The sequence below is a fragment of the Kaistia granuli DSM 23481 genome, from assembly GCF_000380505.1.
GTDB lineage: Bacteria > Pseudomonadota > Alphaproteobacteria > Rhizobiales > Kaistiaceae > Kaistia > Kaistia granuli.
Window position 1 is genome coordinate 13,361 of record NZ_AQYH01000004.1, and the last position, 24,086, is coordinate 37,446.

Genomic DNA, 24,086 nt, shown 5'->3' on the forward strand with positions numbered 1-24,086 from the left:
TCTCCGTCTCAAAAATAGCTCGATGAAAGCGATGGATGGGTTCGGTTCAGCCCTTTACGGCGCCGGCGGTCAGGGCTCCGACGATCATGCGCTGCAAAAGGAGGAAGGCGACGATGGCCGGCACCACGGCGACCAGACAGGCGGCCGCGAGCACTTGCGTCGACGAGGCGTTCGACGTGCCGGCGAAGTTGAAGATCGCCACCGAGATCGGCAGCTGCGCATCCTTGTTGAGCAGCAGGAACGGGATCAGGAACTGCGACCAGTTCAGGATGACGATCAGGATGAAGGCCGAGGCGAGGCCGGGGGCGGCGAGCGGCAGGGTGATGCGCCAGAAGGTGCCGAAGCGGCTGCAGCCGTCGATCGCGGCAGCTTCCTCGAGCGATTTCGGGATGCCGTCGATGGCGCCCTTCACCAGCCAGGTGCACATCGGCACGCTGATGGCGATGTAGACCATGGTGACGCCGAAATGGCTGTTGATGAGGCCGAGCGCGCTCATGTAGCGGTAGAGCGGCACCAGGATGACCAGCGGCGAGATCATCTGGAAGGCGAGGATCACCATCATCAGCGCCGACTTGCCGGAAAACCAGAAGCGCGAGAAGGCGTAGGCCGCGGGGGCCGCCACCAGCAGGCAGCCCAAACCGCCCAGTGCCGACAGCTTCAGCCCGTTCCACAGATAGAGCAGGAAGGTCGGGTCCGAGAGGATCTGGGCGAAATTGTCGAGCGTCGGCCGCTTCGGGATGAAGCGGCTGGCGCCGAGGAAGACTTCCTGTCGGGTCCTGAGCGACAGCGACAGCAGCCAGGCGAGCGGCGTCAGGAAGAAGGCGGCGATCAGGATCGCCATCAGATAGGTGAGGGCGTCGCCCCATTTCTCGCGGCGTTCGGCGGTCATTCGGAAGCCTCCCTGCGCGGCAGGAACGACGCATAGACCAGCGCCAGCACGAGGCTGATGGCGAGCATCAGCACGGAGAGCACGCTGCCGCCGGCGAGGTCGTAGTTGCGGAACACCGTGTTGAAGGTGAACAGCGACAGCACCTCGGTGGCGCGGCCGGGGCCGCCGCCGGTCAGCGAGATGATCGCGTCGAAGGTGTTGAGGGTCTGGATCGTCACGAGGATCGAATTGACGAGGATGGCGGCGCGCAATTGCGGCAGCGTGATGAAGCGCAGCTTCTGCGTGCCGCTGGCGCCGTCGACGCTCGCCGCCTCGTAGAGCGTCGGGTCGATCGCCTTCAGCGCCGCGTAGAAGACGATCATCGAGAAGGCGGTGCCGCGCCAGACATTCGAGAGGACGGCCGAGACCATGGCCATGTTGGGATCGGACAGCCAGGCGACCGGCGAGATGTGCATCAGCCGCAGCACGCTGTTGATGGCGCCGAACGGCGCCTCGCTGAACAGCATCTGCCAGATCAGGCCGTTGGCGATGCCGGGAATGACCCAGGCGATCAGCACGATGGTCCGGAGCGCGACCATGCCGGGCAGCTTGCGCCGCTCGCCGCGCATGACCAGCAGCGCGATGGCGAGACCGAAGACCTGCTGGCCGACGACGCTGCCGAAGGTGAAGAGGAAGGTGGTCCAGAGGATGTCGACGAGAGCGGGGTTCTCGAACATCGCCCGGATCGTGGCGAGCGTGTAGCGCTCCTCGTTGCCGACCAGGCTCGCATTGGTCAGGCCGAGACGGAACACGTCGATGATCGGGTAGAGGTAGAACACGCCGAGCATGACCGCGACGGGTACGAGCCATGTGAACGGATTGGCTTCGAGGCGTCGGCCAAGGCTAGGGCCGGCCACGCGCCGGCTTATTGCCATCGCGGCCGTCTGTGTCGTCTGCATGCTGTCGCTCCTGCCCAGACGCGGCGATCGGTATCCCCGGCCGATCTCGCTGGCCGGGGATGTCGCTGCGCTTTGCCTCAGAGCCGCGCGAAGGCGGCCTGGACAGCGGTGTTGGCGGCGTCGAGGGCGGCTTCCGGCGTCTTGGTGCCGGAGAGGACGTCGCCCATCATGATCTGGATCTGGTTGGAGATCTCAGGATAGATCGGCACGCCCGGACGGGCCTGGCCGTTGACCAGCGCCTTGGCGAAGGTCTCGTTGGCCGGCGTCTTGAATACGTCGTACTTGCCGTAGAGGGCTGCGGCCGTCGGCAGCTGCTGCTGCAGCGCGTTGCCGGGGCCGGCATAGATCTCCTTGATCACGGCCGCGCACATGGCGACCTTTTCCGGATCGCTGGAGAAGGCGCCGAAGGTCCAGCCGCCGGTGCCGGTCGAACGCTGGTCCGGCGTCGGCCCGGGGATCTCCGAGAAGGTCCACTTCTCGAACTCTTCCGGCTCCAGCGTGTTCTTCAGCTGGCCGTACTGCCAGTTGCCGCCGATGAAGAGCGCCGCCGTGCCGGCTGCTGCCGCCGCGTTGAACTCGTCATAATTGACGATGGTGGCGACGCGCTTCGGCGCAGCACCCGAATCGACGAGATCCTTGAAGTAGTTGACCGCCTTCAGGAACTTCTCGCGGTTTTCCCCCTCGGCGAAGATCGGCTTGCCCTTGTCGTCGACAAGCTTGCCGCCCTGCGCCCAGAAATTGGCGAGCCAGTCGAAGGTGGTGCCTTCCCAGCGGCCGCCATTGAACAGAACGCCTTCCATGCCCTTGTCCTTGGAGGCGATGGCGGCGGCCTTCAGCTCGTCCCAGGTCTTGGGAGCGTCCGGCACGATGTCTTTGTTGCGGTAGAGCACGCGCAGATCGGTGTTCCACCACCAGGCGTAGATCTTGCCGTCGGGGCCGGTGATGCCCTCACGGATGAACGGGAAGAGATCGGCCACTTCTTCCTTGGTGAAGTATTCGTCGAGCGGCTTCAGCACGTTGGCGCCCTTGAACAGCGCCAGCACGAAGCTGTCTACCGCCGCGCAATCCGGGCCCTGGCCGGACTTCGCCTGCTCGAGCATGCGGGCCTGTTCCTGGCCGATATTGTCGGACATGCGCTCGAGGTCGATGCGCCAGCCCGGATGGCGCTGGATGAACTCGCTGAACAGCTTCTGGTAGCCCTCTGCCCAGACCGGATCGGTGCTGGTCGGGCCATCATTGGTCAGGCGGAGCGTGAAGGATTTCGGGGCGTCGGCAGGACCGACGCGGTCCTTGGTGACGAGGTTCTGGGCTTGGGCAGAGACGGCGACGAACGCGGCGGCGGAAGCCAGCAGCGCGGTGACGAGACGCAAGCGCATCATGAAATCTCCCGTGGGGTGTTTCCTCGAATGGACGGCTCTGGCGGCCATCTCGTTCTCCGGCACGTCCTTGTTTCGGGTGCCTGACAAAGATTAAATCACATCGATTTTATATCGACAAGGGGGCGATGCCCGCATCGGATCGGCCGCAGGGAATCGACCGCCGCGAGCGATCAACGGGAAGGCCTCGTCGGGCCAACGTGGCGGGAAGGGGGACTCGCGGTTCCTGCCCTTTGCGCTCGCTGAGGTCCGGTAGGCAGCGGCGGGTGATCGACCGGGGATCGCGCGTCCGAAGCCGTCAGGAAGCGATGGCCCGATGCTCGCGGAACGCGGCGGCCAGCGTGCGCAACGCCTCGCGCGACTTGGTGTCGGTCAGCGTCGAATGCAGCATGATCTCCGAGGACGGCAAGGTCGGCAGGCCGAAGCGCTGGCCGACTTCGACCGTGCCCGGCGGGGCGAGGCGGCAGGGAAACGCGCCGATGGCTAGACCCGCGGAGACGGCGGCTGTCACCACCGAGGAGCCGCCGCCGAGAAAGACGTCGATCCACGGGATGCTGATCGCGTCGAGGGCGCGGGTGGCCATGTCGCGCACGCCGCAGGAGGGGGCGTGGGTTGCAAGGCGGATGGGCTCGCCCTGACGGTGCTCGAAATGCGGCACGGCGAACCAGCCGAAATCCTCGGGCCCGAGGATTTCGGCGTCGCGGCGATCATCTTCGCGGCGGACGATGGCGGCATCGAGCTCGCCGCGATCGAAGGCGTCGAGCAGGGTGCGCGAATTGTCGAGCCGCACTTCGATGGTCAGGCCGGGATCATGTGCATTGAGGCGCGCCAGCAGGGTCGGCAGTTCCGGCCCGGCGACATGGGCGGCGATGCCGAGCGTGAAGCGGCGCCGGCAATCCGTCAGCCCGGCCAGCGCCCGCTCATGCGCGGCGAGGAAGCCGCGCGCACCGTCGAGGAACAGCGCGCCCTGGGCCGAGAGACGCACCGAGCGCGGCGTCCGCTCGATCAGCCGCTGGCCGATCCGGTCCTCCAGCCGCTTCAGCTTGACGCTGATGGCGCCCTGGGTCGTGCCCAGCGCCTCCGCCGCGCGGGTGAAGCTCTGGAAGTCGGCGATGGCGACGAAGGCCTGAACCGAATCGACATCGAGGATGGTCATGGCAATCATCCGTATTTGTTGTCTCTGAAATAGAGAGCCATCCGGTTTCGATGTCGTCAAGCGCCCGTTAAAGTTCGGCCCCGAATCCAGCGCGGCCCGAACGCACGTCGCCTCCACTCCGAAGGCAGCACGGTCGCCCCTCTCGAAAGTCCGAAGCATGCCCATGCCCCCGACACCGTCCGGCTCGCGCCTCGTCGCCCTCGCCGCCGTCTGTCTCTCTTCGTTGATGTTCGGGCTGGAGATCTCCAGCGTTCCGGCGATCCTGCCAACGCTGGAAAAGGTGCTGGGCGCCGATTTCGTCCAGCTGCAATGGATCATGAACGCCTACACGATCGCCGTGACCACCGTGCTGATGGCGACCGGCACGCTCGCCGATCGCTATGGCCGCAAGCGCATCTTCCTGATCGGCATTGTCGCGTTCGGCGTCGCCTCGCTGATCTGCGGGCTGACGGAAAGTGTGTCGGTGCTGATCGCCGCCCGCTTCGCGCAGGGCCTGAGCGGCGGCGTGATGCTGATCTGTCAGGTCGCGGTGCTGTCGCACCAGTTCCAGGAGGGCCGCGCGCGCGGTCTCGCCTTCAGCGCCTGGGGTATCATCTTCGGCATCGGTCTCGGTTTCGGCCCGATCGTCGGCGGCGCGATCGTCGCCGTCTGGAGCTGGGAGTGGGTGTTCCTGATCCACGGCGCGCTGAGCCTGGTCACCTGGCTGCTCGCGCTCGGCGGCGTCGAGGAATCGCGCGATCCGGACGCCACCCATCTCGATGTTCCGGGCATCGTCACCTTGTCGCTGGCCGTGTTCGGCCTCGCCTATTTCATCACCCAGGGGCCGGATCTCGGCTTTGCAAGACCGACCGCGCTCGTCATTCTCGGCCTGACCGCGGCGAGCTTCGTCGCCTTTCTCGTCGCCGAGAAGCTCAGCCCGCGGCCGATGTTCGATTTCACCGTGTTCCGGATCCGCCCCTTCTCCGGCGCGGTGATCGGTTCGGCCGCCATGAACATCAGCTTCTGGCCATTCATGATCTACCTGCCGATCTGGTTCCAGGCCGGCCTCGGCTATGACAGCGTCGCCGCCGGATTGGCGCTTCTCGCCTATACGCTGCCGACCCTCGCCGTGCCGCCGTTCGCCGAGCGGCTGTCGCTGCGCTACCGGCCCGGCCTCGTCATCCCGGCCGGCCTCGGCCTGATCGGGCTCGGCTTCTTCGCGATGATGCTCGGCAGCGGCGCCGAGAATGCCAGCTGGCTGACGATGCTGCCTGGCTGCGTCCTCGCCGGCATCGGCCTCGGCTTCACCAACACGCCCGTCACCAATACGACGACGGCGGCCGTCTCCGCCAATCGGGCCGGCATGGCCTCCGGCATCGACATGAGCGCCCGCATGATCTCGCTCGCCATCAACATCGCGCTGATGGGGTTCCTGCTCGTCGAAGGCGTGCGCGCCTCACTGCAGGCTGCGCTGCCGGGCATCGCCGACGCGGAGCGGATGCGGCGCCTCGCCCAGCAGGTCGCGTCGGGCGCCGGCGTGCCTCCCGGTGAAGGCATTTCGGATGCCGTCGTCCACCAGGCGCTTGTCGACGGCTTCGGCTGGATCCTGCTCTATGGCGGCATCGGCGTCTGGCTGCTCGCCGCGGCGAGCTATTGGGTCTTCGGGCGCAAGGCGAGCGCCCCGGCCTGCCCGGCGCATCCAGCAGTGCTCTAGGGCAAGCTGGTCATCCGGTGAGGGCGTGGATCCTCACCGGCCGCCCTCGGCCTTCTCGCTCAGTACGGCGTCTCGCCGGCGTCGGCGTTGACGGCCTGGCCGCGCACCAGCATGGCATCGTCACCGAGCAGGAAGGAGGTCAACCTGGCCACCTCGACCGGCTGGATGTGACGCACGAGCTGCGCCGCCACCATCTTGTCGAAGATCTCGGGCGCCGGCTCGGCGGTGAACTCCGAATAGGCTTCCGACACTTCCTTCAGCATCGGCGTCGCGACGCCGCCCGGGCAGACGCAGTTGACGTTGATGTCATAGGCGGCCAGCGCTTCCGACAGCATGCGCGTCATCGAGATCATGCCGGCCTTGGAGGCGCTGTAGGCGAGTGACTCGACATGGCCCTTCTTGCCGGATTCCGAGGCGATCGAGACGATGGCGCCGGGGATCGAATGCTCGATCATGTGGGCGGCCACCAGCCGCGACACGTCATAGGCGCCGAACAGGTTGATCTCGAACTGCCTCTGCCAGTCGGAGCGCGAGATCGACATCGGATCGGCATGCAGCACGATGGCGGCGGAATTGACGAGGCCGTCGACGCGGCCGAGCAACTCGATCGATTTTGCCACACCGGCCGCTACCGCCGCCTCGGAGGCGACGTCCATGACGACGCCGAAGCAGCCACCGGCGGCGCCGCCCAGCGCTTCTACCGTTTCGTCGACGCTCTCTTGCTTCAGATCGGCGATGACGACCCGCGCCTCCTGGGCGATCAGGAGCTCCGCGATCGAGCGTCCGATGCCGCCCGTACCTCCGGTGACGAGGAAGCCCTTGCCGGCATGGACGGGGAAGGCGCGGCTCTTGCGGATCGGCAGCGGCCTGTCCGGGCGGCGGGTCTCGTATTTCGACATCGGGGTTCCTTCGCCGGCTCGTGCCGGTCCTTCCAGATCGCGGGGCGCGGGGTAGGGCGATCGGGGGGATATCGCCTGCGCGCAGAATAGGCGGGATCGATAGGCGGTCAATCGCAGTTGTGGCGTCATCCCTGAGTCGATATCTTCCGGCCATTCAACATTGCAGGAGATTGCAGATGAGGCTTCGGGGTCTTTTGGCTGGCGCGGCTGCGCTGATGGCGGTGTCGGCGGCCGAGGCTCAGGACGCGAAGCCGCTGATCGTCTTCGTCTCGCCCAATCCGGTCGGCGTGAACGACTTCCTCAAGCTCGCCAAGGCGGGCACGGAAAAGGCGGCGGAAGCCGTCGGCGCCACCGCCAAGGTCTATGAGAGCACGGATCCGACGACCATCCGTCAGAATCTCGACGCCGCCGCCAAGGAAGGCGCCAAGGTGGTGATCGCCGTCGGCTTCGAGTTCAACGACGTGCTGCCGGAAGTCGCCAAGTCCTATCCCGACACCAAGTTCCTGCTCGTCGACAGCTGCCCGCAGACGCCGGGCCCGAACGTCCATTGCTCGGTGTTCCGCGAATATGAGGCGAGCTTCCTCGCCGGCGCCGAGGCGGCGCTGACCAGCGAGACCGGCAAGGTGGGTGCCATTGGCGCGCTCGATATCCCCTTCATCCATCGCTACACGGATCCCTTCGCCGAGGGCGCCAAGCATGTGAAGCCGGAGATCGAGATCGCCCCGACGCTCTGGATCGGCGGTAACAATCCGTTCTCCGATCCGGCCCGCGGCCAGCAGCGCGCCAGCATCATGGTCTCGGACAACACCGATCGCATCATGGCAGGCGGCGCCGGCTCGAATGGCGGCATCTTCAAGGCGATGGAAGACCTGCCGGGCGCGGCGGCCTTCGGTGTCGACAGCAACCAGTGCCCGCAGGCGCCGGGCCTCGTCATGGACAATGTCCAGAAGCGCACCGACATTGTCATCGAGAAGGGCGTCGCCGGCCTGTTCAAGGGCGACCAGCCGGCCTTCGCTACCTACGGCCTCGCCGAGGGCGGCATGACGCTGACCAGCCTGGAGCCGGGCCTCGAGGAATCGGGCTGCCTGATCGTCAAGTTCCCGGACGTCATCGCCAAGGTGAAGGCGCTGCGCGACGAGGTCGTAGCCGGAACGGTGAAGGTCGCCGATCCGATGCAGCTCGCCAAGTAACGGTCGTTGTCGTTGAAGGGTCGCGCGGATCCGCCGCGCGATCCCCTTCCGATCCGGGCTTGACCGGATTGGCATTCGGACCGATAGGCTCCGCCCGATTGTGCCCGCGCTCGGCGGGGCGAGTGGCGTTTCCGCAGCCGGAGCGCGATTTCCAAAAAAAGATCGAAGCTGGGATGACGATCGAGCTAGAAGCCACCGGCATCGTCAAGCGCTACGGGCCGCTCGTCGCCAATGACCATGTCGACCTCTCCGTCCTGCGCGGCGAGGTCCACGCCGTGATGGGCGAGAACGGCGCCGGCAAGTCGACGCTGATGTCGATCCTCTACGGCATGCAGCAGCCGGACGCCGGCCGTATCGTGCTGCGCGGCGCCGAGATGCACTACCGTTCGGCGCTGGATGCCATTGGCGCCGGCATGGGCATGGTCCATCAGGCATTCAAGCTGTTCAATTCGCTGACGGTCTGGGAAAATGTCGTCTATGGCATGGAGCCGACCCGCTTCGGCTTCATCGATCGGCGCGAGGCGGCGCGGCGCGTCGCGGCTCTGGCCGAACGCTATCGCCTGCAGGTCGACCCCAACGCCGTCGTCGGGCGCCTGTCGGTCGGCGTGCGCCAGCGCGTCGAAATCCTGAAGGCACTCTATCGCGACGCCCGGGTGCTGATCCTCGACGAGCCGACCGCCGTGCTGACGCCGCAGGAGCGTGACGGCCTGTTCGACATCATCCGTTACCTGACCGCCGACGACCGAACCATTTTGTTCGTCACCCACAAGCTGCATGAGGTGATGGCGATCACCGACCGCGTCACCGTGCTGCGCGATAGCAAGGTCGTGGACCGCATGGTGACTTCAGAGACCTCGGCCCGCGAGATCATCCGCGCCATGACCGGCCGGGCGGTCAATTTGACCGTCGAAAAGAGCCCCGCCAATCCTGGCGCGGTCGTGCTCGAGGCGCGAGGCCTGACGGTCGCCACCGATGGTGGCAAGCCGGTGGTCGATCGCGTCGATCTCGCTATCCGCGCGGGAGAAATCGTCGGCATCGCCGGCGTCGCCGGCAACGGCCAGACCGAGCTGATCGAGGCGCTGACCGGCCTGCGGATTTCCGATGGCGGCACGGTTTCGATCCACGGCACCGACGTCACGGCGCTTGATGTCGAGCGCCATCGCGACGCCGGCCTCGCCTATATCCCGGAAGATCGCGCCACGACCGGCACGGCGCTCGCCGCCTCGGCCGCCGACAATCTCGCCATGGGTTTTCAGCGCAAGCCGCCGCTTTCGAACGGCAGCCTCCTCGACCGAAACGCGGTCACCTCGCATGCGAAGACGCTGATCGAGCGTTTCGGCGTCAAGATCGGCTCCGAACAGCTCGCCGTCGGCACGCTCTCGGGCGGTAATCTGCAGAAGGTGGTGGTCGCGCGCGAGCTGTCGCATCGGGCGCCGCTCTTGATCGCCGAGCAGCCGACGCGTGGCGTCGATGTCGGCGCCATCGAATTCATTCATGGCCAGCTGGTCGCCGAGCGTGATCGCGGCGGCGCCGTGCTGCTGGTGTCGGCCGAACTGACCGAGATCCTGGCGCTCGCCGATCGCGTGCTCGTCATGTTCGACGGCCGCATCCTGGCCGAACTGCCCGCCGCCGAGGCCGACGAGGAAACGCTCGGCCTGCTGATGGCCGGCCGCGTCCGCGACGCGCATCTGACTGACGGAACGGAGGCCGCATGAGCGAGCGTAGCGTGCGGACCACAAGGCTGCCGCAAATCCCGGCGGTGCCGCTGGCGATCGGGATCGGCATCCTCATTGGCGGACTGCTGGTGCTCGCCTCGGGCGGCGATCCGATCGCCGCCTATCGCGAGATCCTGATCGGCGCGCTGGCACCGGCGAACTGGCCCAACACGCTGAACTGGGCCGTGCCGCTGGTCGGCATGACGCTGGTCGCGGCGCTGCCCTTGCGCGGCGGCATGGTCAATCTCGGCGGCGACGGCCAGCTCGTCATCGGCGGCCTCGTCGCGGCGCTGGCGGCACTCTATCTGCCGCTGCCTGGTCCGCTTTTGATCACAGCCAGCATCCTCTGCGCCATGATCGCCTCCGGCCTCTATGCCTCGCTCGCCGCCTGGGGCGAGACGCGATTCGGCATCCCGATGCTGATCTCGACGCTGCTCTTGTCCTATCCGGCGATCGGTGTTGCCTCCTATCTTGTCGGTTTCCCGCTGCGCGACATGGCGACCGGCCTCGCCCAGACCCGGATGATCCCGGACGCGGCTAGGCTTCCGGTGATTTCCGGCCCGCTCAATATCGGCCTGATCCTGATGATCGTCGTCGCCATCGCCGTCGTCTTCTACGATCGCCGCACGGTCGGCGGCTACGAGTTGCGCATGCGCGGGCTCAACGCCAAGTTCGCCGGCTATGGCGGCGTTCGCTTGGCTTCGCAGCAGGTGCGGGTGATGTTCGCCAGCGGCGCAATCGCCGGCCTGGTCGGCGCCATCCTCGTGCTCGGCTCGCTCTATCGCTACCAGGATGGCGCGCTGCTGACGCCGGGCTACACCTGGTCCGGCCTGATGGCGGCGCTGCTCGCCGGCGGCGCCCCGCTCGGCGCCATCGCCGCCGGGCTGTTCTTCGCCGGGCTGCAGACGGGCGGCTTCGCCATGCAGCGAGAGACGGCGATCCCGCGCGTCCTCACCATGGTGTTGCAGGCCGTCATCATCCTCTTCCTCGCCATACGCCACGGCGTCGGGAGGAAGTCGTCATGAGCCTGATGAGCTTCATCACGCCGTCGCTGGTCAATTCCGCCGTCCAGTCGATCACGCCGATCCTGCTGGCAGCGCTCGCCGGCACGCTTTGCGGCCGGGTCGGCGTCTTCAACATGGCGATGGAAGGCCAGCTGCTCGTCGGCGCCTTTGCCGCCGTCGTCGGCTCCTACGCCACCGGCAGCGCGCTTGGCGGCGTGCTGTTCGCCATTGTGTTCACCGTGCTGTTCTCGCTGATCCTCGCCTATGGCGCGACCTGGTTCAAAGGCGACCCCGTCGTCATCTGCATCGGCATGAACCTGCTCGCCTCCGGCCTGACGGCCTATCTGCTGCGGCAGATGTTCGGCGTTTCCGGCACGTTTTCCGACCCGGCCATTGTCGGGCTGAGCAAGATCCGCATCGACGCGATCAACACCATCCCCTGGATCGGCTGGATTTTTTCGCGGCAGACAGCGATCACCTGGCTCGCCTGGATCCTGACCGCCGCCGTGACCATCATGATGTTCCGCACGCCGGTGGGCCTGCGCCTGCGCGGCGTCGGCGAGGATGCGAGCGCCGCCGGCACGATGGGCATCGACGTGCTGCGCTACCGCGTGGCGACCGTCTTGTTCGCAGGCGGCCTGACCGGGCTTGGCGGCGCGCAGCTCTCGCTCGGCACCGTCAGCATCTTTTCCGAGGACATGAGCGCCGGCCGCGGCTGGATCGCCGTCGTCGCCGTCATGCTCGGCCGCAATCATCCGCTCTGGGCGGCACTCGCCTGCGTGCTGTTCGGCGTTGCCGACGCGCTCTCCGTCCGCCTGCAGAGTCAGGGCCTGCCCAACCAGCTGACCGACATCGTGCCCTATGTGGTGACGCTTCTCGCCCTGGCGCTCAGCCATCGCAAGCGGCTGAAGCGCCGCGCCGCCGAGACCCTTACCGCGCACGCCTGAGGCGTGCCCCTGCAATCAAGGACCCCGCCATGACCGAAACCTGCCGCATGATCCTCGACGTCGACACCGGCGTCGACGACGCCATGGCGATCTTCTACGCAGTGCGTCGCCCGGGTATTAAGCTCGAGGCGCTGACCACCACCTTCGGCAACACCGACACGGTGATCGCGACCGAGAACACGCTGAAGATCCTGGAACTGCTCGGGCGTCCCGAGATCCCGGTGGCCCAGGGCGTCGCCCGCTCGCTGATCCGCCCCTACCAGCGCATGGCCGATCATATCCATGGCTCCAACGCGCTCGGCGATGTCGAATTGCCGAAGCCGAAGATCAAGGCTGTCGACGAGCACGCCGCCGATCTGATGATCCGCCTCATCAGGGAGAACCCCGGCGAGATCACGCTCTGCCCGGTCGGCCCGATCACCAATGTCGCGCTCGCCATCACCAAGGCGCCGGAGATCGCCAAGCTGGTGAAGCAGATCGTCGTGATGGGCTCGACCGTCCTGCATCCGGGCATTCATGGGCCGATCGCGCCGATGGTCGATGCCAATTTCGCCAATGATCCGGAAGCGGCCCACATCGTCCTGCAGGCCGGCGCCAACGTGACGCTGGTCGGCATGGACGTGACCATGACGACCCTGCTCTCGACCGCCATGATGGCCGAGATTTCGCGCGAGGGCGATCACGCCGCGCAGACGCTGATGCAGATCACCCAGTTCTACGTCGACGCCTACAAGACGATGTATCCGGGCATCCAGGGCTGCGGCCTGCACGATCCGCTCGCCGTCGCCGTCGCCGAGGATCCGACTTTGGTCGGCCTGGAGCGGATGTATGTCGATATCGAGCTGCATGGCGAACTGACACGCGGCTCGACGGTTGCCGACCGCCGCCGCACGGCGATCCCGTTCCACAACGCCAATGTCGCCATGACCGTCGACCGCCCCCGCTTCGAGGCCGACTTTATGGCGCTGATGAAGGGTCGCTGAGGCCGTTTGCTGACCCCAGGCAACGCGATTTCGGAACCCTTTCGGGCTTCGTGTTGCGAACCAGATTGAACAGAAGACCGGGAGCCCTATTGTAGACCGGTGTCGCCGGCAGCAATTCTCCCGCTCTTCTGATCTTTCGGGCGCAGAGTTCGCTCTCGTTTCCGTCGCAGGAACCGCAACAATTCGGAGGCGCCGAGAGTGCCGAAATTTGTTGTCAATCCGCCGGTGTTTTTCGGTTCCGTTGCGATTGTTGTTCTGTTCGTCGGGATCGGCGTCCTATTCCCCCGGCAGGCCGACGATATCTTCAGCGGCATGCAGGCCGCGATCCTGTCGGGGTTCGGCTGGCTGTACCTGCTGGCGGTCGGCATCTTCCTGATCGCCATGATCCTGCTCTCGTTCGGCCGCTACGGCGATCTGAAGCTGGGGCCGGACGACGCCGTGCCGGACTTCCGCTTCCGCTCCTGGCTGTCGATGCTGTTCGCCGCCGGCATGGGCATTGGCATGATGTATTTCGCCGTCGGCGAGCCGATGACCCATTTCGCGTCGCCGCCGGAAGCCGCGCCGCTGACGATCGCCGCCAAGCGCGAAGCGATGAGCGTGACCTTCTTCCATTGGGGCATGCATGCCTGGGCCATCTATGCGGTGGTCGGGCTGTCGCTCGCCTATTTCGGCTATCGCTACAACCTGCCGCTGACCATCCGCTCCGGCCTCTATCCGATCCTGAAGGAGAGGATCAACGGGCCGATCGGCCATGCCGTCGATATCTTCGCCATCTGCGGGACCATGTTCGGGCTGGCGACATCGCTGGGTTTCGGCGTGCTGCAGATCAATGCGGGCCTGAATTTTCTGCTCGGCGTGCCCGTCTCGCTGTCGGTGCAGATCCTGCTGGTAGTCGTCGTGACGGCGATCGCGACCATGTCCGTCATATCCGGGCTCGACAAGGGGGTCCGCATCCTGAGCGAGCTCAATCTGTCGGTCGCCGTTCTCCTGATGCTGTTCGTGCTGGTTGTCGGGCCGACCCGCCTGCTGATGCGGGACTTCGTGCAGAACATCGGCCTCTATCTCGACAGCATCCTGTTGCGCACTTTCAACATCTACGCCTACGAGCCGCGTCCCTGGATCGACAAATGGACGCTGTTCTACTGGGCCTGGTGGATCTCCTGGTCGCCCTTCGTCGGCATGTTCATCGCGCGCATCTCGCGCGGGCGGACGGTGCGGGAATTCGTCGTCGCCGTCCTGTTCATGCCGGCGGGGTTCACCTTCTTCTGGATGACGGTGTTTGGCAACACGGCGATGGAGATCGACACCACCGTGGCCAATGGCGCGCTGGCGAAAGCCGTGCAGGCGGATCTGTCCGTGGCGCTGTTCCAGTTCTTCCAGTATCTGCCTTTCGCGGCCGTGACGTCGGGCCTGGCGGTGGCGCTGATCGTCATCTTTTTCGTCACCTCGGCGGATTCCGGCTCGATCGTCATGGATACGATCGCCGCCGGCGGGCGGACGGATACGCCGTTCCTCCAGCGCATCTTCTGGTGCCTGCTGAGCGGGGCCGTCGCCGCCGTGCTTCTGGCTGCCGGCGGTCTCTCGGCGCTGCAGTCCGCCACCATTTCGACGGCGCTGCCGTTCTCGATCGTCATGCTGGTTCTCGTTTGGGCGCTGTTTGCCGGCATGAAGGCCGATGTGGCGAACAGCCAGACCCAGATGGCGGCGGTCCCCCAGGCCTATCCGGCTTCCGGCATGGCCTGGCAGAAGCGGCTGGCGCTGTTGCTGCGCGCGCCTGACGCCCGGGATATCGACCGTTTCCTGGAAAACGCGGCGAGCCCGGCGCTGCATGCCGTGGCGAAGGAGCTGCAGGCGCGCTCGCGGGCAGCGGAGGTCGAGTTTGATCGCGAGGCCGGCACGATCGCGCTGACGGCGCCGGCCGATGATGTCCGCAACTTCATCTATGGCGTGCGGCGGGTCGAGCACAAGCTGCCCGCCTTCACCGCCTATGACGCGACCCGGACCAATTTCCGCTACGAGGCTTACACGTTCTTTTCGGACGGCAGCCGCGGCTACGACATCATGGGCATGTCGCAGGAGCAGATCATCAACGATGTCCTCGCCAAGTTCGAGCGCTACATCGCCCAGTCGCAGTCGCCGGCGACATCGCTCCTGACGGCGGCCCCGGAGCACTAGGCGCCGTTCAGCCTCGCGCATTCTCCAGGATCCCCTCAACGGCTTTGGCGTGCCTAGCCGCCGGCGCTCGCGATGTCGCGCCATGAGCCGGATTGCCGATAGGGCATGACCAACGTTTTCACCGACATGTCCCTGGCGGATCGCTCGCATCGTGCCGGCCGGAACGGCTGGAACCGGAGGATAGCGAACGGTTTGGTACAAGACAGCGCTGCAAAGCGGCTGGAAAAGCCGGCGCGTTCCGACGAATCCTGCTTGACGGCTGCAAGGGTAGCATGTTGACGTTTACATGAGGACGGGGCGCGGTGAGGGCGCCTCGATGGCATCGCAGGATGCCGGGAATGGGGAGGAGTGCACATGCGCCAGAACGGCGGATTGATTGTCATGGCCATCCGGACGGGGGCGATCTGATGTCGCATTCCCCGATCGTCGATACGCATCTGCATCTCTGGGATCCGGCGAAGCTTCGCTATGCTTGGCTCGACGGCAATCCCGTGCTCGATCAGGCCTATCTCCTCGACCGCTACAATGAAGCGACCGAGGGTCTCGGTGTCGAGGCCATGGTGTTCCTGCAGTGCGAGGTCGATCCCGCGCAGTACCAGGACGAGGCGGACTGGGTCGCCGAACTCGCCAAAGTCGATCCGCGCATCAAAGGCATGGTCGCCTGGGCGCCGCTGGAGAAGGGGCGCGCCGTCGCCGACGATCTCGAGCGCCTCGCCCGGCACGACATCCTGCGCGGCATCCGCCGTATCATCCAGTTCGAGCCGGACGTCGATTTCTGCCTGCGTCCCGATTTCATCGAGGGCGTGCGGACACTCGCCGATTTCGACCTCTCTTTCGATATCTGCGTCGATCAGCGCACCATGGCGAATGCCCTGAAATTCGCGGCGCAGGTGCCGGAAGTGCCGATGATCCTCGATCATATCGGCAAGCCGCGCATCAAGGCCGGCGAGATCGAGCCGTGGGCGAGCCAGATGCGCGAGCTGGCGGCGATGCCGCATGTCGTCTGCAAGATCTCGGGCGTCGCCACCGAGGCCGATCACGCCAACTGGACCGACGATCAGCTGAAGCGCTACGTCGAGGTCGCGATCGACGCCTTTGGCTTCGACCGCGTGATGTTCGGCGGCGATTGGCCGGTGGCCGTGCAGGCGATCGAGTATCGCCGCTGGGTCGGCCTTCTCGACGACATCCTCGCCTCCGCCACCGATGCCGAGCGGCAGAAATTCTGGCGCGACAACGCCGTCCGCTTCTATCGCCTGGAGCCGGCGCGATGACAGAGTTGAGGCCGCTCGTTTCGGCGCGCGGCATTTCGAAATCCTTCGGCGGCGTCGAGGTTCTTCGCAATGTCGACCTCGATCTGTTGCCGGGGGAGGTGCATGCCCTGCTCGGCGAGAACGGCGCGGGAAAATCGACCTTTGCCAAAATCCTCGCCGGGGTGCACCGGCCGACGCGCGGCACGATCGAACTCGGCGGCAAGCTCGTCGAGATCGGTTCGCCGATTGGCGCGCAGCGGCTCGGCATTACGCTGATCCACCAGGAGCCGATCTCGTTTCCCGATCTTTCGGTGGCCGAGAACCTCGTCATCGGCCAGGTCGGCGGCAAGCCGCTCGGCCGCGTCCGCTGGGCGGAACTCGCCAAGGAGGCGCGCCGCTTGATGGGCCTGCTGAACGTCCCGATCGACGTCACCGTGCCGATGCGCGGTCTTTCGATCGCCGACCAGCAGATGGTCGAGATCGCCCGCGCCCTCGCTTCCGACAGCCGGCTGATCATCATGGACGAGCCGACCGCCGCGCTGACGCCGAAGGAGGTCGAGACGCTGTTCGGCATCGTCCGTCGCCTGCGCGAAGAGGGCCGGACCATCATCTTCATCTCGCACAGGTTGGAAGAAGTGCGCGCCATCTGCGACCGCGTCACCATCTTTCGCGATGGCGACAAGATCGAGACGGCGGCGACGACGAACCTGACCGATGCCGACATCATCCGCCGCATGATCGGCCGCCCGGTCGCCGACTATCTGCATCGCGGCGTTGGTCATGTCGGTGACGTGGCTCTGTCGGTCCGTGCGCTGACCCTGCCGGGGCGGTTCGAGAACATCAATTTCGACGTCCGCAAGGGCGAGATCGTCGGCCTCGGCGGCCTGGTCGGCGCCGGCCGAACCGACGTCGCCCGCGCCATCTTCGGCGTCGCGCCGGCCGCCTCGGGCGTCATCGAGATCGACGGCAAGCCCGTCACCATCCACGAGCCGACCGATGCCATCGGCCTCGGCATCGCGCTGGTGTCGGAGGATCGCGCCATTGCCGGCATCTTCCGCTCGCTCTCGGTCGAGACCAACATCACCGCCGCTGTGCCGAAGCAGATCGCTCCCAATGGCATCATCCGCCGCGCCGTCGAGAAGCGGCTGGCGCAGCAATCGGTCGAGAAGCTTCGCATTCGCCTCGCCACCGTACGCCAGCCGATCGGCGAGCTTTCCGGCGGCAACCAGCAAAAGGCGATCCTCGCCCGCTGGCTGCTGGCCGAGCCGGATATCCTGATCCTCGACGAGCCGACGCGCGGCATCGACATCGGCGTCAAGGCCGAGTTCTACGACATGATCGGTGAACTCGCCGCCGGCGGCCGCGCCATCCTGCTGATTTCCTCCGAATTGCCGGAGTTGCTCGCCTTGTCCGACCGCATCCTCGTCATGTCCGAAGGTAAGCTGACGGCGGATATTCCGCGCGCCGAGGCGAGCCAGGAGGCGATCATGCATGCCGCCGTGCCGCGCACCGGGCGCCATACAGTCTCGGGAGCGGCGGCATGAGTTCGATCGCACGCCTGTTCCGCGCCCGCGAGGCCGGCATCCTCGTCATGCTGGTGCTGTTCGTCGTCGTCGTCGGCCTGATCCAGCCGCGCTTCCTCTCGACTGAGACGCTGCGCATCGTGCTGCTCGCCGTGCCGCTGATCCTGGTCGCCGCCATGGGCCAGATGATGGTTCTGGTCTCGCGCAACGTCGACCTCTCGATCGGCTCGATCCTCGGCTTTTCGGCCATCGCCGCCGGCATGGTGTTTCGGGACTACCCCGACCTGCCGCTTGCCGTCGGCTTCGCCGTCGGCGTGCTGTCGGGCGCAGCGCTCGGCTTCGTCAACGGCCTGGTCGTCACGCTGTTCAAGCTGCCGTCGATCATCGTGACGCTCGGCACGCTCAGCCTCTATCGCGGCCTGCTGTTCATCCTGTCGGGTTCGAAGCAGATCGATCCGAACGACATCCCCGAGCCGCTGATCCGCATGGCGCAGACCTCGCCAATCGACGTCCCCTGGATCGTCATCATCGCCTTCGCGGTGGCGTTCGCCACCTGGCTGTTCGTCACCTATGCACAGGTCGGCCGGCAGATCTACGCGATCGGCTCCAATCCTTCTGCGGCACCCCTGAGGGGCATCCGCGTCATGCCGGTGACGATCCTCGTCTTCACCCTCTCGGGCGCGCTCGCCGGCCTTGCCGGTCTGATCTACGCCGCTCGCTTCGGCTATGTGAATCCCGGCATCACCGGCGTCGGCTTCGAGTTCACTGTCATCGCGGCGGTGGTGATCGGCGGCGTCTCGATCAATGGCGGCGTCGGCTCCGTGCTCGGCACGGTGCTCGGCGTGCTGCTGCTCGGCTCTGTCCAGGTGGCGCTGCCGATCCTCGGTGTCTCCGGCTTCTGGCAGAACGCCATCTATGGAGGGATCATCCTGATCGCCCTCGTCATTGACCGCACCGTCCGCCAGGGCGGTCTGCGCGGCCTGCTTGCCCGGGGTGGCGCATGAACTCCATCGACAAGAACCCAGTCGCCGCCGCCCCGTCGACGGTCGTCGTGCGCGAGGCGGCGGCCCCTCGTCCGCGCTGGCAGGTGTTGCTGATCCGCCCCGAGACGGTGACCCTCATCCTGTTGGTTGTGGCGACAATCGTCGCCAGCCGGCTGTCGCCCTTCTTCGCCGATCTCGGCTTCATTCTGGAAAGCTCGACCTATTACATCGAGTTCGCCATCGTCGCGCTGGTGCTGACGCTGGTCATCATCTCCGGCGAGATCGACCTGTCGCCGGCGGCCCAGATGGCGCTTTCCGCCTGCCTGTTCGGCACCGCCTTCAAGGCCGGGCTGCCGATCCCCGTCGCCATGGGCGTCAGCCTGCTGGCAGGGCTGGTCATGGGCGCCTTCAACGGCTTCCTCGTCACCGTGCTGCGGCTGCCGTCGATCATCGTCACCATTGGCACGTTGATCCTCTATCGCGGCCTCGCGCAGGTGTTGGCCGGCGACAAGTCGATCGGCGGTTTGCCCAGCTGGTTCGTCGGCATTGACTACCGCATGGTCGGCATCGTGCCGGTTCCGGTGCTCGTTTTCGTCGCCGCCTCGATCGCCCTCGGCCTGTTTCTCGGCATCACCATCTATGGCCGCCAGATCTACCAGATCGGCACCAGCGAGATCGCCGCCATCCATGCCGGCATCCGCGTCCGGCGCATCAAGATGGGCCTGTTCATCGCTTCGGGGATCACGAGCTCGATCGCGGGCCTGATGGTCGCCTCGCGGCTCGGCTCGGTCCGCTACGACCTCGCCTCCGGGGCCGAGCTCACCATGGTGCTGATCGTCATGCTGGGCGGCACCTACATCTTTGGCGGCCGAGGTTCGATCCTCGGCACCTTCCTCGCCGCCTGGCTGCTGGTCATCATCGCCACCGGCATGACGGTCGCCAACATCGCCATCAATGCACAGCTGACCGTCATGGGCCTGCTGCTCATCGTCTCGATCATCATGACCAACGCCATCTACGCCCGCAGCCAGCGCTAGCGGGATCCGTCTGTCAGCAACTGGGAGGTACTGAACATGCTGAGAAGAAATCTGATGCTCGCCGCCGCTTTTGGCGCCGTCCTGTTCGCCGGCGCGGCCCAGGCGGCCGATCCGGTCTCGATCGTCTACATCCCGAAGAACACGGGCAACCCGTATTTCGATTCGATCATCAAGGGCTTCGAGGACGGCTGCAAGAAGCTCGGCTGCGAGTTCACCACCGTGGCGCCTGCCTCGGCCGAGGCGACCTCGCAGATCCCGTTCGTCACCGCGCAGATCCAGCGTGGCGTCAACGTCGTCGCCATTTCGCCGAACAGCCCCGACGCGCTCAACCAGGTGTTCGACCGCGCCCGCGCCAAGGGCACGCTGATCCTGTCGGTCAATTCCGACATGCCCGGCAACGAGGCGCACCGCGACGCGGCCATCCTGCCGGTCGACTTCACCAAGACCGGCCCGTCGCAGGTCGAGCTGCTCGGCAAGCAGATCGGTTATGAGGGCGAGATCGCCATCCTCTCGGCCACCACCGACGCCCCGGACCAGAACGTCTGGATCGCGGCGATGAAGGACACACTCGAGAAGGATCCGAAATACGCCAAGATGAAGCTGGTCACCATCGCTTACGGTGATGATGACCCGCAGAAGTCGACCACCGAGACGGAAGCCCTGCTCGCCAACTTCCCGAACTTGAAGGGCATCATCTCGCCGACCACCGTCGGCGTCGCCGCGGCCGCCCAGGTTGTCGAGACGGCCAAGAAGGCCGACCAGGTCAAGGTCGTCGGCCTCGGCACGCCGAACCAGATGCGCCGCTTCATCGAGAACGGCACGGTCGAGGCGTTCCAGCTCTGGAGCCCCTACAACCAGGGTCTGCTCGCAGCCCACTTCGCCGTCGGCGTCAAGGACGGCTCTATCAAGAACGAGGCCGGCACCGTCTTCGAGGTCGAGGGTCTCGGCAAGGTCACGGTCGACAAGGACAGCGTGATCAAGACGCAGGCCGACCTCACCACCTTCGACAAGGCGAATATCGCCGACTTCAACTTCTGATCCTTCCGACCCGTTTCTTGCCCGCGGCGCGCTTCGGCCCGTCGCGGGCTTTTTCGTAACCACCGGCAGGTCGGCGCAGCATTCGCGCTGACCACCCGTCGTCGCAACGGAACCACCATGAACAGCTATGATTTCAAGGACCGCGTCGCCATCGTCACCGGCGGCGGCCAGGGCATCGGCCGCACCGTCGCCGAGCGCATCCTCGCCTCGGGCGGCAAGGTCTCGATCTGGGACCGCGACGCGGCACTGCTGGAGAAGACGATTGCCGAGATCGGCAGCGCCAATGTCGAGGGCCGTGCCGTCGATATCGGTGATCTCGCCTCGGTCGAGGCGGCGACCGCGGCGGTGATCGGCCATTTCGGTCAGATCGACATCCTGGTCAACAATGCCGCCATTGTCGGCCCGAACGCGCCGACCTGGGAATACCCGCCGCAGGCCTTCAGCGACGTCGTCCATATCGGCCTGACCGGCACCTTCCACTGCTGCCGCGCCGTCGTCCCGCACATGATCGAGCGCAATTATGGCCGCATCGTCAATGTGAGCTCGGTCGCCGGCAAGGAAGGCAATCCCAACGCCGTCGCCTATTCCTCGACCAAGGCGGGCGTTCTGGCGCTGACCAAGTCGCTCGGCAAGGAGCTGGCGACGCAGAACATCTCCGTCAACGCCGTGACGCCGGCGGTCGCCAAGACGACGATGGCGCTGAGCCAGGCGCCGGAATTCCTCGCCTATATCCTCGCGAAGATCCCGCGCGGACGGATGCTGGAACTGTCCGAAGCCGCGTCGATGATCTGCTTCCTGTCGTCGGAGGAGAATTCTTTCACCACCGGCGCCACCTTCGACCTCTCGGGCGGTCGCGCGACGTATTAAGTGGCGTCGCTCCCTCTCCCCGCACGCGGGAGGGGGAGCGAGCCCGAGTTCTACGGCGTCGGGGCGTCGGCGCGGATCAGGCCTTCATGCTTCAGCTCGGCCCAGAGGTCCCCAGGGATCTCCATGCGGACCAGGTCGAGATTGGTCGTCACCTGTTCCGGCTTGAATGCGCCGGGGATGACGGACGCGACGGCCGGGTGATGCAGCGGGAACTGCAGCGCGGCTGCCGGCAGCGGCACGTTGTGGCGCTTGCAGACCTCAGCGACGCGGCGGGCCTTTTCGAGGATCTCGGGCGTCGGCTCGAAATAATTGTACTTCGCGCCCGGTACAGGGCCGGTGGCGTAGAGGCCGGAAGAGAACACGCCGCCGATGATGATGCCGACATTGCGCTCGACGCAGAGCGGCAGCTCCTTGGTCAGCGTCTCCTGCTCGCCGAGCGTGTAGCGCAGCGCCAGCAGGAAGAAGTCCATGTCGAACATCTCGAGGAAGCGCGGGATCAGTCCGAGCTCGTTGATGCCGGCGCCGATGGCGCGGATGCGGCCGGCCGCCTTCAGATCGGCCAGCGCCCGCCAGCCGCCATTGGCGAGCTGCGCGAAGCCGGCCTGCACCATCGGCTCCGAGCCGCGATGCCACCAGTCGAGATCGTGGATCACCAGAGTGTCGATGCGGTTCATGCCCAGGCGCTGGAGGCTGTCCTCATAGGCGCGCATGACACCGTCATAGCTGTAGTCGAAGTAGTGGTCGAAATGCAGGCCGCCGGACCAGAAGCCGGTGTCGAACTCGTCCGGCTTCTGCAGCGGCGCGCGCAGGATACGGCCGACCTTGGTCGACAGGATCACGTCCTCGCGCGGCTGCTTGTAGAGGAAGCGGCCGACGCGGTGTTCGCTCTGGCCCCGCCCGTACCAGGGCGCGGTGTCGTAATAGCGGACGCCGGCGTCCCAGGCCGTCTGCAGCGTCGTCTCGGCATCAGCGTCGGTCACCTTGGTGAACAATTCGCCGAGCGGCGCCGCGCCGAAGCCGATCTGCGGCAGCATCACGTCGGTGCGGCCGAGCTGGCGGCGCTTGAATGGATCCATGGTCATGTCTCTCCCTGTGGTCAAGCCCGCCGGCGCGCCGAAACCATGACGTGAATCGACAGCCCCTTTGGCGAGACGCTTTTGCCATAAAACGGCATCACTATGTAAACGTCAACATGGCTGCCGCATCCTGGTCTGTGCACATCGGCAATGTGTAGCGGGCGCAATAACCCTTGATTCACGACGGGCCGAATGGCAGCCTGCCCGGGATGAAATCTTCTGGCGGCCCCAGGTCAGTGTCCCTCATCCGGCCGAAGACTGGAGAAGGATGTAAACGTTATGTCAGGGAAGATGCCGGCCGGCGGCCGGCGGCAGCCGACCATCCACGAAGTAGCGGCGACGGCGGGCGTGTCGATCGGTACGGTGTCGCGCGTCGCCAGCGACAGTCCGCGCGTCGCGCCCGAGACGCGGGCCCGCGTGCAGGCCGCAATGGCCGAACTCGGCTATCAGCCCAACGCCGCGGCGCGCGCCATGCGCACCAACCAGACCAAGACGATCGGCTTCCTGATCCCGGATATGACCAACCAGGTCTTTGCCCGCGTCGCGCAAGGGGCCGAGGCGGTGTTCGCGCCGGAAGGCTACATGCTGTTCGCCTTCTCCTCGAACCGCTCGCCGGCGCGCGAGATCGAGTTCCTGCAAGCCGCCCGCCAGCGCCGGATGGACGGCTTGATCGTCACGCTGTCGGACGAGACGGCGACAGGCACGATCGAGGAGTTGAAGCGCATGGGCGTCCCGGTCGTCGTGCTCGACCGTGACATCCCGGTTGAGGCGGATGTCGTCTACAGCGAGCACATCCAGCCGATCGAGACTGTGGTCGGCCAGTTGCTGCAACTCGGCCATCGTCGCATCGGCCTGATCACCGCCTCGCACAATATCCGTCCCGGCCGAGACCGGGTCACCGGCTTCAAGCGGGCGTTGGAAAAGGCCGGCGTGCCGGTCGACGAATGGCTGATCCGCGCCCGCACCCAGAGCGCCGAGCGCGGCGCCGCCGAGGCACATGATCTCCTTACCGGGCCGAACCCGCCGACCGCCATTCTGGCCGCAGGCAGCGATATCTTCTATGGCGCGCTCAAGGCCGTCCGGCTGCTTGGCCTGTCGATCCCGGACGATGTTTCTTTCGTCGGCGCCGACGATGCGCTGCTCGGCGAGCTCGTCTATCCGCCGATCACCGTGATCGACCGCGACATGGTCGAGGTCGGCCGCCAGGCGGCCGGGCTGCTGATCGAGCGGCTGAAGGGGCTCGACATGCCGCCGCGCCGGATCATGCTCGGCAGCAGCGTGATCCTACGCAGCTCGATCGCCGCGCCCAAGGGGATGCCGGAGCGCCGCTGAGACCGGTTGCCGGTC

20 protein-coding genes are annotated in these 24,086 nt (G+C 66.1%); 14 read left to right on the forward strand and 6 right to left on the reverse strand.

Annotated features, from left to right (window positions below; translation table 11 throughout):
- Window positions 1-46: 46 nt before the first annotated feature.
- The 4 genes from G342_RS0104045 to G342_RS0104060 form a co-directional block, all read right to left on the reverse strand.
- The gene (locus G342_RS0104045) at window positions 47-889 is read right to left on the reverse strand and encodes a carbohydrate ABC transporter permease (protein WP_018181824.1); all 843 of its coding nucleotides are present in this window, start codon (window positions 887-889) and stop codon (window positions 47-49) included.
- On the reverse strand, window positions 886-1,803 hold the full coding sequence (locus tag G342_RS0104050) for a carbohydrate ABC transporter permease (RefSeq protein WP_040878254.1): 918 nt from the start codon (window positions 1,801-1,803) through the stop codon (window positions 886-888). Before G342_RS0104050 ends, G342_RS0104045 begins: the two co-directional genes overlap by 4 nt.
- A 101-nt stretch (window positions 1,804-1,904) precedes the next feature.
- Complete coding sequence (locus G342_RS0104055) at window positions 1,905-3,203, reverse strand: extracellular solute-binding protein (RefSeq protein WP_026304101.1); 1,299 nt, start codon at window positions 3,201-3,203, stop codon at window positions 1,905-1,907.
- A gap of 298 nt (window positions 3,204-3,501) precedes the next feature.
- Complete coding sequence (locus G342_RS0104060) at window positions 3,502-4,359, reverse strand: LysR family transcriptional regulator (RefSeq protein WP_018181827.1); 858 nt, start codon at window positions 4,357-4,359, stop codon at window positions 3,502-3,504.
- Window positions 4,360-4,522: 163 nt separating this feature from the next.
- On the opposite strand from G342_RS0104060, the gene G342_RS0104065 reads away from it, so the two are divergent.
- Window positions 4,523-6,052, forward strand: a complete 1,530-nt coding sequence (locus G342_RS0104065; RefSeq protein WP_018181828.1) for an MFS transporter — start codon at window positions 4,523-4,525, stop codon at window positions 6,050-6,052.
- A 59-nt stretch (window positions 6,053-6,111) separates the two neighbouring features.
- Here the strand turns inward: G342_RS0104065 and G342_RS0104070 are convergent, their stop codons facing one another.
- Window positions 6,112-6,951: an SDR family NAD(P)-dependent oxidoreductase gene (locus G342_RS0104070; protein ID WP_018181829.1), complete on the reverse strand. Its 840-nt coding sequence runs from the start codon at window positions 6,949-6,951 to the stop codon at window positions 6,112-6,114.
- 176 nt (window positions 6,952-7,127) lie between these two features.
- Between G342_RS0104070 and G342_RS0104075 the strand changes: the two genes are divergently transcribed.
- The 12 genes from G342_RS0104075 to G342_RS0104130 all read left to right on the forward strand — a co-directional run bounded on the left by G342_RS0104075 (window position 7,128) and on the right by G342_RS0104130 (window position 21,663).
- Complete coding sequence (locus G342_RS0104075) at window positions 7,128-8,141, forward strand: BMP family ABC transporter substrate-binding protein (RefSeq protein ID WP_026304104.1); 1,014 nt, start codon at window positions 7,128-7,130, stop codon at window positions 8,139-8,141.
- Between the two features lie 173 nt (window positions 8,142-8,314).
- Entirely contained in the window at window positions 8,315-9,856 is a 1,542-nt protein-coding gene (locus tag G342_RS23195; protein WP_018181831.1) for an ABC transporter ATP-binding protein, read from the forward strand.
- Window positions 9,853-10,881 carry an ABC transporter permease gene (locus G342_RS0104085; protein WP_018181832.1) on the forward strand — a complete coding sequence of 343 codons (1,029 nt, stop codon included), beginning with the start codon at window positions 9,853-9,855 and terminating at the stop codon, window positions 10,879-10,881. The genes G342_RS23195 and G342_RS0104085 overlap by 4 nt, the downstream gene beginning before the upstream one ends.
- Window positions 10,878-11,807: an ABC transporter permease gene (locus tag G342_RS0104090; RefSeq protein WP_018181833.1), complete on the forward strand. Its 930-nt coding sequence runs from the start codon at window positions 10,878-10,880 to the stop codon at window positions 11,805-11,807. Before G342_RS0104085 ends, G342_RS0104090 begins: the two co-directional genes overlap by 4 nt.
- Before the next feature lie 29 nt (window positions 11,808-11,836).
- Window positions 11,837-12,790, forward strand: coding sequence for a nucleoside hydrolase (locus G342_RS0104095; RefSeq protein ID WP_018181834.1), 954 nt, complete (start codon window positions 11,837-11,839; stop codon window positions 12,788-12,790).
- Window positions 12,791-12,988: 198 nt separating this feature from the next.
- Entirely contained in the window at window positions 12,989-14,965 is a 1,977-nt protein-coding gene (locus tag G342_RS0104100; RefSeq protein WP_018181835.1) for a BCCT family transporter, read from the forward strand.
- Between the two features lie 407 nt (window positions 14,966-15,372).
- On the forward strand, window positions 15,373-16,236 hold the full coding sequence (locus G342_RS0104105) for an amidohydrolase family protein (RefSeq protein WP_018181836.1): 864 nt from the start codon (window positions 15,373-15,375) through the stop codon (window positions 16,234-16,236).
- Window positions 16,233-17,759 (forward strand): sugar ABC transporter ATP-binding protein, encoded by a 1,527-nt coding sequence (locus G342_RS0104110; RefSeq protein ID WP_018181837.1) that lies wholly within the window; start codon window positions 16,233-16,235, stop codon window positions 17,757-17,759. The genes G342_RS0104105 and G342_RS0104110 overlap by 4 nt, the downstream gene beginning before the upstream one ends.
- Window positions 17,756-18,742 carry an ABC transporter permease gene (locus G342_RS23200; protein WP_018181838.1) on the forward strand — a complete coding sequence of 329 codons (987 nt, stop codon included), beginning with the start codon at window positions 17,756-17,758 and terminating at the stop codon, window positions 18,740-18,742. Before G342_RS0104110 ends, G342_RS23200 begins: the two co-directional genes overlap by 4 nt.
- Window positions 18,739-19,758 carry an ABC transporter permease gene (locus G342_RS23205; RefSeq protein WP_018181839.1) on the forward strand — a complete coding sequence of 340 codons (1,020 nt, stop codon included), beginning with the start codon at window positions 18,739-18,741 and terminating at the stop codon, window positions 19,756-19,758. The genes G342_RS23200 and G342_RS23205 overlap by 4 nt, the downstream gene beginning before the upstream one ends.
- Window positions 19,759-19,794: 36 nt before the next feature.
- Window positions 19,795-20,796, forward strand: a complete 1,002-nt coding sequence (locus G342_RS0104125; RefSeq protein WP_083931074.1) for a substrate-binding domain-containing protein — start codon at window positions 19,795-19,797, stop codon at window positions 20,794-20,796.
- Between the two features lie 117 nt (window positions 20,797-20,913).
- Window positions 20,914-21,663, forward strand: coding sequence for an SDR family NAD(P)-dependent oxidoreductase (locus tag G342_RS0104130; protein WP_018181841.1), 750 nt, complete (start codon window positions 20,914-20,916; stop codon window positions 21,661-21,663).
- Window positions 21,664-21,713: 50 nt separating this feature from the next.
- On the opposite strand, the gene G342_RS0104135 is transcribed toward G342_RS0104130, so the two are convergent.
- Window positions 21,714-22,745, reverse strand: coding sequence for an aldo/keto reductase (locus G342_RS0104135; protein ID WP_018181842.1), 1,032 nt, complete (start codon window positions 22,743-22,745; stop codon window positions 21,714-21,716).
- A gap of 273 nt (window positions 22,746-23,018) precedes the next feature.
- Between G342_RS0104135 and G342_RS0104140 the strand changes: the two genes are divergently transcribed.
- Window positions 23,019-24,071, forward strand: coding sequence for a LacI family DNA-binding transcriptional regulator (locus G342_RS0104140; RefSeq protein WP_018181843.1), 1,053 nt, complete (start codon window positions 23,019-23,021; stop codon window positions 24,069-24,071).
- Window positions 24,072-24,086: the final 15 nt, after the last annotated feature.